The sequence below is a fragment of the Sphingobacterium bovisgrunnientis genome (assembly GCF_009829085.1).
In the GTDB taxonomy this organism is placed as follows: domain Bacteria; phylum Bacteroidota; class Bacteroidia; order Sphingobacteriales; family Sphingobacteriaceae; genus Sphingobacterium; species Sphingobacterium bovisgrunnientis.
In genome coordinates this window covers 1-14014 of record NZ_WUQY01000018.1, presented here as the reverse complement: position 1 = coordinate 14014, position 14014 = coordinate 1, and the positions used below count along the sequence as shown (strand labels likewise).

14 protein-coding genes are annotated in these 14014 nt (G+C 35.1%); 5 read left to right on the top strand and 9 right to left on the bottom strand.

The annotated features are described in order from the left end of the window. The first annotated feature begins 106 nt into the window (after positions 1 to 106). Positions 107 to 742, top strand: coding sequence for a peptidylprolyl isomerase (locus GOQ16_RS10065; protein WP_160069156.1), 636 nt, complete (start codon positions 107 to 109; stop codon positions 740 to 742). 126 nt (positions 743 to 868) lie between these two features. Here GOQ16_RS10065 and GOQ16_RS10060 read toward each other — a convergent pair whose 3' ends face one another. Both GOQ16_RS10060 and trpS read right to left on the bottom strand, forming a co-directional pair. Further along, positions 869 to 1486 (bottom strand): deoxynucleoside kinase, encoded by a 618-nt coding sequence (locus tag GOQ16_RS10060; protein WP_160069155.1) that lies wholly within the window; start codon positions 1484 to 1486, stop codon positions 869 to 871. Positions 1487 to 1494: 8 nt separating this feature from the next. Beyond that, positions 1495 to 2493, bottom strand: coding sequence for a tryptophan--tRNA ligase (gene trpS, locus GOQ16_RS10055; RefSeq protein ID WP_160069154.1), 999 nt, complete (start codon positions 2491 to 2493; stop codon positions 1495 to 1497). Positions 2494 to 2648: 155 nt separating this feature from the next. Between trpS and GOQ16_RS10050 the strand changes: the two genes are divergently transcribed. Further along, positions 2649 to 3347: a hypothetical protein gene (locus tag GOQ16_RS10050; RefSeq protein ID WP_160069153.1), complete on the top strand. Its 699-nt coding sequence runs from the start codon at positions 2649 to 2651 to the stop codon at positions 3345 to 3347. A gap of 8 nt (positions 3348 to 3355) precedes the next feature. On the opposite strand, the gene GOQ16_RS10045 is transcribed toward GOQ16_RS10050, so the two are convergent. After that, on the bottom strand, positions 3356 to 4204 hold the full coding sequence (locus tag GOQ16_RS10045) for an ATP cone domain-containing protein (protein WP_160069152.1): 849 nt from the start codon (positions 4202 to 4204) through the stop codon (positions 3356 to 3358). A 115-nt stretch (positions 4205 to 4319) separates the two neighbouring features. Between GOQ16_RS10045 and GOQ16_RS10040 the strand changes: the two genes are divergently transcribed. Both GOQ16_RS10040 and GOQ16_RS10035 read left to right on the top strand, forming a co-directional pair. Then, the gene (locus GOQ16_RS10040) at positions 4320 to 4622 is read left to right on the top strand and encodes a YgaP family membrane protein (protein ID WP_149914138.1); all 303 of its coding nucleotides are present in this window, start codon (positions 4320 to 4322) and stop codon (positions 4620 to 4622) included. Positions 4623 to 4691: 69 nt separating this feature from the next. Further along, positions 4692 to 5381, top strand: coding sequence for an SIR2 family NAD-dependent protein deacylase (locus GOQ16_RS10035; RefSeq protein ID WP_160069151.1), 690 nt, complete (start codon positions 4692 to 4694; stop codon positions 5379 to 5381). A gap of 191 nt (positions 5382 to 5572) precedes the next feature. On the opposite strand, the gene GOQ16_RS10030 is transcribed toward GOQ16_RS10035, so the two are convergent. Both GOQ16_RS10030 and gdhA read right to left on the bottom strand, forming a co-directional pair. Next, complete coding sequence (locus GOQ16_RS10030; protein WP_160069150.1) at positions 5573 to 5818, bottom strand: hypothetical protein; 246 nt, start codon at positions 5816 to 5818, stop codon at positions 5573 to 5575. 143 nt (positions 5819 to 5961) lie between these two features. Then, the gene (gene gdhA / locus GOQ16_RS10025) at positions 5962 to 7293 is read right to left on the bottom strand and encodes an NADP-specific glutamate dehydrogenase (protein ID WP_160069149.1); all 1332 of its coding nucleotides are present in this window, start codon (positions 7291 to 7293) and stop codon (positions 5962 to 5964) included. A gap of 183 nt (positions 7294 to 7476) precedes the next feature. Here gdhA and GOQ16_RS10020 point away from each other — a divergent pair, with 183 nt between their 5' ends. Next, positions 7477 to 8475, top strand: a complete 999-nt coding sequence (locus GOQ16_RS10020; protein ID WP_160069148.1) for a D-cysteine desulfhydrase family protein — start codon at positions 7477 to 7479, stop codon at positions 8473 to 8475. A 3-nt stretch (positions 8476 to 8478) separates the two neighbouring features. On the opposite strand, the gene GOQ16_RS10015 is transcribed toward GOQ16_RS10020, so the two are convergent. From GOQ16_RS10015 to GOQ16_RS10000, 4 genes are all read right to left on the bottom strand, one after another. Beyond that, positions 8479 to 9381, bottom strand: coding sequence for a cation diffusion facilitator family transporter (locus tag GOQ16_RS10015; protein WP_160069147.1), 903 nt, complete (start codon positions 9379 to 9381; stop codon positions 8479 to 8481). Between the two features lie 222 nt (positions 9382 to 9603). After that, positions 9604 to 11019 (bottom strand): Gfo/Idh/MocA family oxidoreductase, encoded by a 1416-nt coding sequence (locus tag GOQ16_RS10010; RefSeq protein WP_160069146.1) that lies wholly within the window; start codon positions 11017 to 11019, stop codon positions 9604 to 9606. 21 nt (positions 11020 to 11040) lie between these two features. Beyond that, entirely contained in the window at positions 11041 to 12384 is a 1344-nt protein-coding gene (locus GOQ16_RS10005; RefSeq protein WP_160069145.1) for a 3-keto-disaccharide hydrolase, read from the bottom strand. A 96-nt stretch (positions 12385 to 12480) separates the two neighbouring features. Then, positions 12481 to 13764, bottom strand: a complete 1284-nt coding sequence (locus GOQ16_RS10000) for a Gfo/Idh/MocA family protein (RefSeq protein ID WP_160069144.1) — start codon at positions 13762 to 13764, stop codon at positions 12481 to 12483. Positions 13765 to 14014: the final 250 nt, after the last annotated feature.

The following is a 14014-nucleotide window of genomic DNA, read 5'->3' as shown; positions in this document are numbered from 1 at the left end:
CATTTTTGGAGATTTCCACATTTAATTATAGCCTAGCTGTTTACAGTTTCAATTGAGTGATTTTCTTACAATAAATTTCTATCTTAGAGCAATCAAAATTGGATTTATGCGCTATCTAACTTTACTAATTACCATTCTTTTCACTTGTCAATATTCCTTCGCACAATCACGCAAAATAGCTTTTAAAACCGATTACGGAACTATTAAAGTTTTGCTTTATGATTTCACACCTAAATATCGAGATTTGATGCTACAGTCCATTCAAGATTCAACATACCAAAGTGCATTATTCAATAGAATCATCGAAAATTTCGTCGTACAAGGAGGCGAACATGATATCGATATTGCTAAACGAGAGGCAGCTAACCCAACAGGCCAAAAACCGCGATTAGCGGGAGAGTTTGATTCCCGTGCATTTCATAAAATCGGTGCATTAGGGCAGGGAAGAGATGACAATCCAGAAAAGGCCTCCTTTTTGAATCAAATTTATTTTGTTGTTGGTAAGAAAGTGACTGAGGAAGATTTGGTGAAGTTAGAAACACAAAAAGGTATTAAATTTACGGAAGAACAACGTGAAGAATACCTAAAAAATGGAGGTCTTCCGAGATTGGATGGCGACTATACTATCTTCGGAGAGATATTCGAAGGTTTGGAAGTTATTATGGAAATTAGCCGATTCAAAACGGATAAAAATGATTTTCCATTATCACCAGTGAGATTTTCGGTTAGTGTAATAAAATAATTTAGAATAGAGTAAGAAGAGTATTCGTCATTTGGATGAAGAATGAGGAGAAATCTAAAATTTGGATGAATAAATTATATTAATTTTATCAGATTTCTCCCCATGGTCGAAATGACGCAAATATTTTTATTTAAACAATCCGTATAGTTCGGCGTCTATCTTTTCTTTAATATACCCCAAGTCTTCTGGGTTGTTGGCAAAATCTAAGTTATCTTTATCCAAAATCAACAATTTACCATCTGTATAGTTATTGATCCATTTGTCGTATTTATCATTCAATTTAGATAAATAATCCAAACGAATAGCTGATTCGTAATCACGACCTCGCTTTTGAATATTATTAACCAATGTCGGAACAGAAGCTTTCAAATAAATCAATAAATCAGGAGGTTTGATGTAATGAATAATACTCTGGAAAATATTGCTGTAATTATCAAAATCACGCGCACTCATCAAACCCATATCGTATAAATTCTCCGCAAAAATGTAAGCATCTTCGTAGATCGTACGATCTTGAATCATATTTATTCCATTCTTCTGCTGCTCCACAATATGTCTAAAGCGACTATTCAAAAAGAATATCTGCAGATTGAATGCCCAACGCTTCATGTCACTGTAAAAATCCTCTAAATAAGGATTATTATCCACCGCTTCAAACTGTGGCTCAAAATTCAAATGTTGTGCCAACAATTTTGTTAACGTAGTTTTGCCAGCTCCTATATTCCCTACAATTGCAATATGCATATCTATTTCTAATATAGTTTTTTAAGTCCTATTATCTCTCTTACCTCTTTAATTGTTTTTTTGGCACTCTCTTGCGCTTTTTCAGCACCTAGTTTGATGACTTTTTTAATGTATTCATCATCATTAGCAATAGCTTCTATGCGCGAACGAACTGGATCAGTAGCGATAACCATGTCTTCCGCTAATTGCTTTTTGAAATCACCGTAACGAATCTCACACTTATTGTACAATTCATCAAAATGTGACACAGTATCAGGCGAAGAAACAACTTTCATCAAATCAAAAAGATTTTGAATGGGTTCAGGTTTCGCTTGATTTGGTTCTGTAGGACCTGTATCCGAAACCGCACGCATAATTTTTTTACGAATCACTTCCGGTTTATCCGATAAATAAATACAATCTGCTTCACCATTAGATTTTCCCATTTTACCTTGACCACTCAATCCTGGTACTTTCACTAATTTGTCCGAATAGCTGAATGCAAATGCTTCTTTAAAGTAATCTACTTGGTATAGGTGATTGAATCTATTACCAAAAGTACGTGTCATTTCTAAATGCTGCTCTTGATCTTTACCCACAGGAACTTTGGTACCATGGTGAAGTAATATATCGCTAGCCATCAACACAGGATATGTCAACAAACCCGCATTTACATTATCTGGATTAGAACGTACTTTGTCCTTAAAAGAAGTAGATCTTTCCAACTCGCCCATATATGCATTCATATTCATATAAAGGTAAAGCTCCGCTACCTCTGGAACATCAGATTGAATATATATCGTCGATTTTTCGGGATCAATACCAGCAGCCAAATATTCTACCACCACATTACGCACAGTAGTGTGCAAATCTTGTGGTGTAGGGTGTGTCGTCAATGAATGTAAGTCGGCTATAAAAAAGAAGCAATTGTATTCATTCTGCATTTTCACAAAATTACTCAATGCTCCGTAGTAGTTTCCTAAATGTAATTTTCCGGTACTTCTGATACCGCTAACAACAGTTTCCATATGTTGCGAAATTACACATTTATTCTTTAATATGGGAAACATAAAATAACAGCATTCTGAAGCTCTTATAAATGGAAAATTAAATATTTAGATATAGTTTAATATTTAAATCGTTAATTTCAAAACGTATTTTCATTAAGATTGTTCATCCCAATATGAGTAAGATATTTTTCCAAATCACAATAATCAGTTTGGTTTTTTTTCAGACCAAACTCAATGCACAAGAAGCCAAATTTGATTTTGATGACGAGTTATGCCGGTATACAGGGTATTATGATAGTACTAAATACACTTCAGATCAGCTTAGAGACACCTATAAATTAGCACAAGGATATTTTAGTATATATTCTGATGAGGAAAAGCAATTAGAAGATAATTATAAAAATTTAAAAGATGAAATTAGCAATTTGAATATTGTTAAGAGCACATATTTTCAAACACTGAAGGATTCCATCTTAAATTTTATAGAATTAACCTATCAGATTAAAAAAGTTGAATTCGAAGCTATAAACGGCAATAAAAAAAGCTTGTTGAAATATTTTCAAAATAATGAAACTGTCAAATTATACAGCCAAGCTTTGTATAAAGGAGGAGATGAGCTACTAAAAGCTTATGAATACTTGACTAAGGAGCAAATGAAGAACAACGGTTCGCCGGAACGGATTTGGAATGAATACGTGAATAACAGCAAGTCAAAACAAGCACAAGAACTAGCTTTCAAACGTGTGTTAACTTACGGCTGGTGGAATGCTGTTAATCATCAATTACCTCATGTTAATTTTGATGGTTCTCAATTTGAAGAATTCCAAAAATTGTTCAGTAAAGTGGAAACCATCGATTGTGATGAAATATAGCAAAACATTTATAAATCTAAATGTTCTAAAGGACTAGCTAACAACTCTTGCGCTTCGAGAAGTATTGTTTTCTTCTTATTGTTATCAGTTTGAATGACCTGAAGAAATTTTGGGTCGCGTACAATATCTTTCACCAAAATACATTGCGCTTTTAATAATCGAGCTTTGTCTTCTGATGTTATAGTGGTCAGACATGTAATAGGATATTCACCATTACTATCCACTATCACCTTTATGCTCTTATCAGCAGGATAATCCCAAGCCAACAAATTCATGTTGTAATGCTCTCCAAATGCTTTAGAATCCAATGTTAAATACGCATTGGTTACTAACCAACCTTGCGTAACAGGTAATGTTTTGTTAAAAAATGTATACGGTCTATTGCTAATATCTTTTACACGTGAAAGAAAATACATAGGTGTAGTGACAGAAATTTTCGCATCCACATCATTTCTAAATTTGCATTCGATAGCTAATAATTCGTTTCCTTTTAAAGCTATTACATCGATTTCATGTGTTACTGCATGACCCTGTATAGTTTGGCTGGTGATAGCTTTATAACCTTCCTCCTGAAACATACGGGCTACCCATTTCTCAAAATAAAAACCTTCTGGCCCTAAATCACGTAATGCCTTTTTCAAGCTATATCGCGCTGCATATGTATTTCGACATGCCTTAAGTTGATCAAATGCAATTTCATACATTTCACGCGTACTGATACCATCATACAATTTTGGCTGTATCGCATCAAACACTTGGTTAACCTCTTTTTCAGAAGCTCCAGATCGTGATAAGGAATGACGAAGGCTATTTGGATTAAAGTCAACTAATTCGCCAGAATGCTTTTTTACTTTCATAAAATCATTTTATGCAGTTAAAATACTATTATCGTTATAATTATCAAAAATTAATATGCTTTAGCAAACAAACTTACCTGTTAAATGTTTATCTATTGGACACAAAATCAAAGATATGAACACACTAATAAATTATGCTATAGATAAAATTAAAAGAAAAGTTGATGAAGATTGTATTGACGGGAATGTAGGCACTTCTGAGCGTATACTTTCAGTAATTGCAGGGGGATTAATTCTGAGCTTTGGTGTAAAGCAAATATTAAAACATCCCATTACAGCTATATCAGGCGTTGGCTTAGGCGGAGCATTGGTTTATCGTGGTATCACGGGAAAATGTACAATAAAAGCAGCAGTAGATCAAATCGCTAGCGAAAAAGACGAAGTTACAGTTATCGAGCATCGGTATTTTGTAAAATAGGTTAATAATCAATTCATATTGCATAATGGTCGAAAATTTCTAATTTTTGACCATTATTATTTTAATACTATGTCAAAAAAGAAAATAGTTGTTTTCACAGGCGCCGGAATTTCCGCAGAAAGCGGATTGCAAACATTCAGAGGTGCGGATGGGTTGTGGGAAGGTCATCGGATAGAAGACGTAGCTACTCCTGAAGCTTGGCAACGAGATCCGCAGACAGTACAACGATTTTATAATATACGAAGGGCAGCGTGTCGCAAAGCATTGCCGAATGCGGGTCATTTGGCATTAGTCGAATTGGAAAAATATGCAGATGTACATATCATTACACAGAATATAGACGATCTCCATGAACGAGCTGGTAGTAAAAATATTTTGCATCTTCATGGAGAGATTACAAAGGCACAATCTTCGCGCAACCCTCGTTTAGTATACCCAATTGAAGACGATGAAATTTCGATGGATGACAAGTGTGAATTAGGTTCTGCATTGAGACCTCACGTAGTTTGGTTTGGTGAAGCTGTTCCAAATATGGCTGTAGCCAGTAGGATAGCCGGAGACGCAGATATCTTGCTAGTCGTTGGAACATCCCTGCAGGTATATCCAGCAGCAAATTTAATACATGATATTCCAAGTACTTGTAAGATTACATTAATTGACCCAAATGCAAACTCTATGGGCTTAAATTCTAATTATGAACTTATAAATGGTACAGCTGCAATAGAATTGCCAAAATGGGTAAAAAGATTCGCAGAATAATATTTCGGTTGATGATATATTGTATTATTATACAGATTTTTAGATGTTTTATATGACTAATATATTCAGTAAAATCATATTTATACAAAAGCTATAAACAAAGAAGACCAAATATAATTTGGTCTTCTGTATTTTGTTTAAATAAAAACATAATAATCAATCAATTATGTTTTACAATCTAAATATTCTATTTAATTATATTTGTTATATGTATCGATAAATGATGTACGCATCGTAATAAAAATTTGGAGAACTTTATTTACAAATTCTTCATCCAGTATTTCAAAAACACCATTCACACCGTCAACGATATCAGCCTCGGCAATCTTATATGTCTGCTCCAAATTACCTTGTTCAAACTTAATAATGTACTTTTGGTTCATACCAAAAATTGTAATCTTGCAATCGGGGTGAGGCAGTTCTGCTAATGTTCTCATGTTTTTTCTATCCTAAATATTACGTTACAAAGTAACTAAATTTAATGCGATTCAACTATTGAAATACTATTCTTAAAAAATTAAAAAAGGGAACAATCTATTGAATGTTCCCTGATATGGTTTATTTAATTATGCTCTATACTTTATAATACACCTTGTGCTTTCATAGCTTCTGCTACTTTGATAAACCCGCCAAGATTTGCGCCTTTCAAGTAGTTTATGTAACCATCCTTTTCTTTACCATAGCGAAGACAGGTTTTGTAGATATTTGCCATAATGGCTTTTAATCTATCATCCACTTTTGAAGAAGACCACTGTTGACCGATAGAATTTTGAGACATTTCTAGTCCAGATACAGCGACACCACCCGCATTCGCAGCCTTACCTGGAGCGTATGCAATTTTGGCATCATGAAACACTTTTATTGCTTCTGCAGTAGATGGCATATTCGCACCTTCAGCAACACATATACAACCGTTTTTAATCAACTCTAACGCATCAGCTTCATCTAACTCATTTTGTGTGGCACATGGTAAAGCAATATCACAAACAAATTGCCAAGGCTTTTCGCCAGCATGGAATGTAGCTGATGGATAGCGCAACGGAAATTCTGAAAGATTACGACCTAATTTTGCAAGATGAACAAGCTTCTCGTGTGTGAAACCGTCTTTGTCGTAAATTGTTCCTGTACTATTTGACAAAGTAATCACCTTAGCACCAAATGACAACGCTTTTTCCGCAGCATAAAAAGCCACATTTCCAGCACCTGATATTGTCACAACTTTACCGTCTAAAATCTCGTTATCATTTTCGAAGATATTTTGGACAAAATACAGCAATCCATAACCCGTTGCTTCTGGACGAATATACGAGCCGCCCCATTGCACACCTTTACCTGTCAAGACACCTGTAAAATTGTTTTGAATTCTTTTGTATTGCCCAAACAAATAACCAATCTCACGACCACCAACACCAATATCACCAGCAGGTACATCAGTTTCAGAACCAATATGACGGTATAATTCAGTCATAAAAGCTTGGCAGAAGCGCATAATTTCATTATTCGACTTACCTTTAGGATCGAAATTAGATCCACCTTTACCGCCACCAATAGGTAGACTCGTTAAGGCATTTTTAAAAACCTGCTCAAATGCTAAAAACTTTAAAATACTAAGATTCACTGTAGGAGAGAAACGCAAACCGCCTTTATAAGGACCTATTGCACTATTCATTTGCACGCGATAACCTCGATTGACTTGGACATTGTTTTGATCATCAAGCCATGCAACACGAAATGAAACCACACGCTCAGGTTCAACCAATCTTTCTAAAATTTTTAGATCAGCATATTCAGGATGATGTTCATTGATGTATGGGATCAAATCTTCTACGACTTCAGTTACTGCCTGCAAAAACTCAGGCTCATGCGGATTTTGTTTTTCTACGTAATCAATAAAGTTTTTAAGATTTAGCATTTTCTATTGATAGATTTGTATTATTTTGTTGTGAAATTTAACAAATATACAATATTAACGTTATCATTCCATATATTTTGATCGATTTTTGTTTCAAAGTCACAAAATACTTGCAAAAGCAATCTTTTGAATAAAAATATGAGAATTATAAATAAATTAGCATTTCGTTCTAAATAGTTGATCATGATAAGAATTAGTTTAAAAAAATACCCTAAAGTAAAACTTATTGAAAATCCATCGCCAATACATCACTTGCAACGTGTAAGTAAGACACTTGGAGTAGATATTTACATTAAGCGAGATGATCTTTTTTCTGTCGGTTTTGGCGGAAATAAACTTCGTAAACTGGAATATTTGCTTGGCGATGCCAAAAAGAAAGGAGCTACTCATATTTTTACTATCGGAGCGATACAGTCTAATCATGCACGCATGACGGCAATTGCCGCCAAGATGTTTGGATTTGAAATTGAGCTTTTTCTTAAAAAGTCTGTTCCTGTAAATGAAAAATCATATTTCGAAAACGGCAATATAATTCTTAATAACATTGTAGATACAACCATTCACGAAGTGCAAGATAATGCAAGTGCATATAAAGCTGTAGATGAGCGAAAATCAATACTTGAAAAGGAGGGAGAGAAACCCTACATCATACCAATCGGCGGATCAAATGGCATTGGTACATTAGGTTACGTTGATTGTTATTTTGAAATATTAAAACAGCAAAGTCAACTCGGATTGAAATTTGATTTAATCAGTACAGCCTCAGGCTCTGGAGGTACGCATGGTGGTTTGATCGTCGCAAATGTATTGTCTGATGTAAAAACGAAAATAAAAGCCTATAATGTAGAGCCAGATCAAGGTCAACTAGCTGCACATACGCTTAAAATTGCGAATGAGGCTCTTGATTTGTGCGGATCGCCCGTAACTTTATTAAATTCTGATATAAACTTAACCAATCAATATGCAGGGAACGCATATGGTATACCAGAGGATTATCACATTGATACCATCAAATTTTTAGCAAAACACGAAGGAATTTTCTTAGATCCAGTGTATACTTCAAAGGCATTCACAGGATTAATAATGGACATCCAAAATAATGTAATCAAAAAAGGAGAGAAGGTGCTTTACATTCATACAGGCGGCATACCTGGAATATTTGCTTATCCACAATATTTCTAAATCCTATTTTATACGGGCTTCATACACCATTGCATTAAACGGCTCAATATGAACGAACACATTAGAGATTTCAGGCATTTCGGCCATCAAATAATCTTTAAGTTTGTGTGCAATATCATGGCCTTCTTTTACTGTATATTCTGCAGGAACAATAGCGTGAATATCGACCAAAAAATACATACCATTTTTACGCACAAAACATTTTTCTGTATCGATTAAACCACTGACATTTAAAGACTTTTGCTTTATAACTTCAACCATATCTTCGTATAGATTCTCATCCATAATCTCACCTAAAGCAGGTCTAAAAATCCGGTAACAATTGTAAATAATAAACCCAGCAGCAAATAGTGCAGCCCAATCATCCGCAGCTTGATAACCATCACCAAGTAATAACGCCATCGAAATACCAATAAATGCGGCTACCGATGTGATGGCATCGCTGCGATGATGCCATGCATCAGCCTTTAAAGAACTGCTATTTAACGATTTTGCTCGCCTCATGACAATTTGATAGCTGATTTCTTTCCACACAATGATCAATCCTAATACAATCAATGTCCAAGCTTTTGGTGCATCATGTGGCGTTTGAATATTGATAAGACTTTTATGGGCAATAATCGTGGCTGAAATCACCAAAAATATGACAACAATGAAAGTAATTAGCGGCTCTATACGACCATGACCGTATGGGTGTGTTCGATCCGCCGGTCGCTCAGAATATTTAATTCCCAATAATACAAGAATAGAAGAAAAAATATCTGATGTAGATTCAATAGCGTCAGCAATCAACGCAAATGAATTACCAAAAAATCCAGCCAACCACTTGATTAAAGCTAAACCAAAACTTCCAATGATACTAAAGTAAATTGTCTTTTTTGCTTTTTGTGATTGTGGCGTAGACATATTGCGTTTATTAGATTACAAAATAAACCATTATAACCTGAATTAAAGATTAAAGTTTTAAACATGCAATTTTGATGATAAATTAATATGCAGAAGAGGATCTGAAATTTTCTATTTAACATAATATAAATTATAAGACAAATATATTTAAAATAAATACGGAATGTTTATAATCAATTCCGTATTTGAAAATACAATTCTTAAATATTGCTTTCTAAAGATTTACACTTTATAATATTGTTCCCAACCTTTAGCTGGCGGTGGTCCGACCAATAACGCATTTGCAAAAGCATTGTTTGTGATCTCTTTTGTTTTTGGATCAAATTGAATATTCGTATTCAATCGTTGTGCAATAACACCTAAACAAAATACTTGACTCAAAGGCCCAGCAATAGAAAATGGTGAACGAGTTTTTTCCAGTCCTTTACAGGCTTGCAAAAAGTTTTTGAAATGATTAGATGGCGTAGCTGCAACTTCGGGCAATTTCGAAGCTAAAGCTTTGGCTTTCTCTTCAGGAATAATCTGCAACGTACTTCCATGAGATCCACCTTTAAAAATCAAATCTTTGCTGTAGATAATTTTACCTGGATTCAATTTTGCAGGCTCTAAATTTCCGGTACTTGGCGGTGGAATGTTGGGATCCAAACCAGATACGCCGTATCCCTCTGGTATCGGTGGCAAATTATCGAGGCCGTCATACCAATTAATGTCAAGTGCAGGATGTCCTTTACGCTTAGGAAATTTGAATTTTAATGTAGTCGACATTGGGAAGAAGAAAGCATTATGTCCATCTAATTTTACCGCATTCACTTCTGTTGGTAAACCCAAATCTAAAAACTCATGAGCAGTATCAATAATGTGTGCTCCCCAGTCTCCTAGCGCTCCCATTCCAAAGTCATACCAACAGCGCCATTGCCCATTGACAAAATCCTTATTGTACATGTGCCCTTTAGTATGCATCTGCCAAAGTTCCCAATCCATGGTCTCAGGAATTGATTCAGCATTCGGGAAATTTTTAATATTAACATTCCATGAATGCCATCTTCGCGGCATATTCATATGCGCATCAATGCGTGTCACATCCTTGATAATTCCTGCCTCTTTCCATGCTTTGAATTGAAAGTAATTTGCTTCAGAATGCCCTTGATTACCCATCTGTGTAACGACTTTTGGGAATTTATTAGCCTTCTGCATCATTAATTCATTCTCATAAAAAGTATGCGCCATCGGCTTTTCTACGTAAACATGTTTGCCCAAATCCATTGCCATCATTGTCATTGGAAAGTGTGCAAAATCAGGTGTACCAATTGAAACGGCGTCGATCTCATTACTCATTGCATCGAACATCTTGCGGAAGTCCTGAAAACGTTTTGCATTTGGAAACATGTTTGCAATTTCTTGTGTATGCTTTGCACCCATATCTACGTCACACAACGCTACAATATTGCAGAGTCCTGTTTTATATAAGTCTTTTATAATTTCCGCTCCGCGGAAACCGAAGCCAATACAAGCTAAATTTACACGTTCATTAGCTGAAGCTAAAGGAATATTGCCAAGTAAACTGTTGGAAAGAATTATTCCACCTCCAGCTAATGCTGCGCGTGAGATGAAATTTCTTCTTGAAATATAATGATTCATAATCAGCGTAAATTAAAAGGTTTAAAGTTCTTTAATCTTGATACTGCGGAAAGATACTTCGTCACCGTGATCTTGCAACAAAATATGACCCGTTTCAGCTTCACCAAATTTCTCCCAATCTTTATATTTACTTATGGCTACCAAATCCTTAAATTCTTTCGAACCACGCACAAAGCTTAACACTTTAAAACCATTCAGAAAATACGTTACTGTATTGTCTTTGGTCACCACTATTCGCCCCCTATTCCACTCTCCAATCGGTTTGCGTGGTCGCGGATTTCTATCTGATGTAATCAAATCGTATAATGATGCCAATGTTCTATTACCATCACGTCCCATTTTAGCATCTGGATGTTTAGCATCATCCAAAAGCTGATATTCTAGTCCTATGGCTGATCCTTGTGTTTTTTCTTTTAATGTCACGAAATATTTAACACCGCTATTTGCACCTTCAGACAATTTAAATTCAAATGAAAAATCAAATGCACTAAATTGATCTTTTGTGATAATATCACCACCATTTGTAGCCTCTCCGCCATCGGATTTAAACACTTTGATGATACCGTCTTTAATTTCCCAACCTTTTGCAGGGAAATTCTGATGATATACACTTCTCCAGTTTGTAGAAGTTTTTCCATCAAACAATAATTTTACTCCGGAATTTTGTTCAGCTTGGCTAAGCTTATTTTGCTGTAGATTTACAACATAATTGTCCTTATGAAAAGCTTTAGGTTTTAAGTTATTTGTTTGAATTTTAATATTCTTGAAATAAACTTTTTTTCCATCTAGATCTGGCGAAATACTATGTACTTGTAAGCCAATAATTCCACGAGCATCCAATGTATCAATCACATATGCAGCTGGAACATTGTTTATCCATGTTTTCAACTCATCGCCAATAGATTCAATTCGGATATGATTGTATTGCTCTGCTTTATATGCAGACTTTGCAGGCTCATTTAAATCTAATGGATACAACCAACCTCTGCGCGCTTCATCGTATATACCCCCTGTCCAAGCACGTGGTGTAGGATCAACATCCACTTGTCTACCATATACGCGACCTTGTCCATTATTTGCAGTTGGATCATAATGACTTCTTATTTGTACGCCGGAATTGGTTTTATCGCCTTCCAATTTGATTTCAAGCTCTAAAATAAAGTCTCCATATTCTTTTTCTGTAATCAAAAAAGAATTTGGAGTGCCTTTAGTCATTGTACCTACAATAACTCCATTTTCAATAGTATATGGAGCCTTACCTCCTACCGGCTTCCAACCTTTAAGGCTTTTGCCATCAAATAAACTAGTCCAGTTTTCTTTGCTGGTCTTAGTTTGTGCTTTTATTTCGTTTATATTAGAAGACATGAAGGCAGTTAACGCAATAGAAGCGCAAACTATTTTTATATTTTCTTTTAGTATGTTTAACATAACGTCTAATAGACAGATTTATTTGTTTGAAAATTATACTGTTGGAATAGCATATCCGTTGTGATATTTCGCAGCTAAATATGTATTTGATTCATCGTCAGTAAATTTTTTCTTTTCTTTATCCCAAAATATTTTTTTGCTTGTACGATACGCTATATTACCCATTTGAGAAATTGTTGCAATATGGCTACCAGCTTCAATTGGTGCATTGATTATTGATTTATCCTTTTTACGGATAGCTTCAACCAAATTAACCATATGCAATTCTAAACCATTATCTACAGCTGGTTGAAGTGGTACAGCTTCCATCTTTTTCTTATCTGGGATCACTTCCCATCCGCCTCTATTCACAACCAATGTTCCATTATTACCAATAAATGCTACGCCGTGATCTCTACTGTAAGGTCCTGATTCAATACCTAGCGCGTGCTCCCACTGTATATTGAAATCATCAAATTCATACAATGCTGTCAATGTATCTGGTGTTTCCGCAGCCGTATTTGGATCAGCATATACCCCTCCAGTTGCGACAATTGATTTAGGAACAGAAGCTTTCATTCCTATTAAAGCGAAGTCAATCAAATGCACGCCCCAATCTGTCATCAATCCACCTGCATAATCCCAAAACCAACGGAATTCAAAGTGAAAACGATTTTCATTGAAATTCCTTTTCTGAGCAGGACCAAGCCACAAGTCATAATTTACTCCTGCAGGAACTGGTGTATCTGGTTTTTTAATGATAGGATCTTTCCAGCCTACATATGACCACGCTTTAACCAGACGTACTTTTCCTAATTTACCAGAATGAACGAACGCCATAGCATCTCTAAAATGTTGCTGACTGCGTTGCCATTGACCAACCTGAACAATGCAATTTGATTTAGCCGCTGCTGCTACCATTACTTCACATTCTTTGATTGAATTACCTATCGGTTTTTCAACGTATACGTGTTTTCCAGCTCGGATTGCATCTACATATTGAATACAATGCCAATGATCTGGTGTAGCGATTATTACTAGATCAACAACATTATCTTTTAAAAGTTTTTTGTGATCTTCATAAGTTTTTACTTGTATATTTCTTCCAGCTAGTTCTGATTTTCTTCTAGCTAAAACGTTTGCATCGACATCACAAAGCGCAGTACAAACAACGTTATCTACTTTAAGAAGAGCATTCAAATTAGCCCATCCCATGCCATTAACGCCAATTAGACCTACTCTGATCTTAGACTGCAATAAATTGGATGCCATGCTTGGTACATAAAAGGTTGAGGTAGCTAGTAAAGCACTAGCTTTCAAAAAATTTTTACGGTTCATAATTAATGTTTATATGACGCAATATAACAAATTATTATCCCAAAGGCTAGTTTAGACTGTAAATAACCAACATGTTACAAATTATCCCCTAAAGATATTTATATCACATAAGTTAATTTATTATTTCTTTCATTTCAAATCCTGCGAAAATAACTGATAAAAACATATTTGAATTCAGAAGCGTCCCAAATAAGGTAAAAAATGGCGGTAATTTATATAGCAGGGATTGCTATATTTAATTTGCAAAAAT

Coding starts and splice junctions, on each gene's coding strand:
- GOQ16_RS10000 (WP_160069144.1), bottom strand. CDS start 13,764: ATGAACCGTAAAAATTTTTTGAAAGCTAGTGCTTTACTAGCTACCTCA.
- GOQ16_RS10040 (WP_149914138.1), top strand. CDS start 4,320: ATGAACACACTAATAAATTATGCTATAGATAAAATTAAAAGAAAAGTT.
- gdhA (WP_160069149.1), bottom strand. CDS start 7,293: ATGCTAAATCTTAAAAACTTTATTGATTACGTAGAAAAACAAAATCCG.
- GOQ16_RS10030 (WP_160069150.1), bottom strand. CDS start 5,818: ATGAGAACATTAGCAGAACTGCCTCACCCCGATTGCAAGATTACAATT.
- GOQ16_RS10035 (WP_160069151.1), top strand. CDS start 4,692: ATGTCAAAAAAGAAAATAGTTGTTTTCACAGGCGCCGGAATTTCCGCA.
- GOQ16_RS10020 (WP_160069148.1), top strand. CDS start 7,477: ATGATAAGAATTAGTTTAAAAAAATACCCTAAAGTAAAACTTATTGAA.
- GOQ16_RS10045 (WP_160069152.1), bottom strand. CDS start 4,204: ATGAAAGTAAAAAAGCATTCTGGCGAATTAGTTGACTTTAATCCAAAT.
- GOQ16_RS10015 (WP_160069147.1), bottom strand. CDS start 9,381: ATGTCTACGCCACAATCACAAAAAGCAAAAAAGACAATTTACTTTAGT.
- trpS (WP_160069154.1), bottom strand. CDS start 2,493: ATGGAAACTGTTGTTAGCGGTATCAGAAGTACCGGAAAATTACATTTA.
- GOQ16_RS10050 (WP_160069153.1), top strand. CDS start 2,649: ATGAGTAAGATATTTTTCCAAATCACAATAATCAGTTTGGTTTTTTTT.
- GOQ16_RS10065 (WP_160069156.1), top strand. CDS start 107: ATGCGCTATCTAACTTTACTAATTACCATTCTTTTCACTTGTCAATAT.
- GOQ16_RS10005 (WP_160069145.1), bottom strand. CDS start 12,384: ATGTCTTCTAATATAAACGAAATAAAAGCACAAACTAAGACCAGCAAA.
- GOQ16_RS10010 (WP_160069146.1), bottom strand. CDS start 11,019: ATGAATCATTATATTTCAAGAAGAAATTTCATCTCACGCGCAGCATTA.
- GOQ16_RS10060 (WP_160069155.1), bottom strand. CDS start 1,486: ATGCATATTGCAATTGTAGGGAATATAGGAGCTGGCAAAACTACGTTA.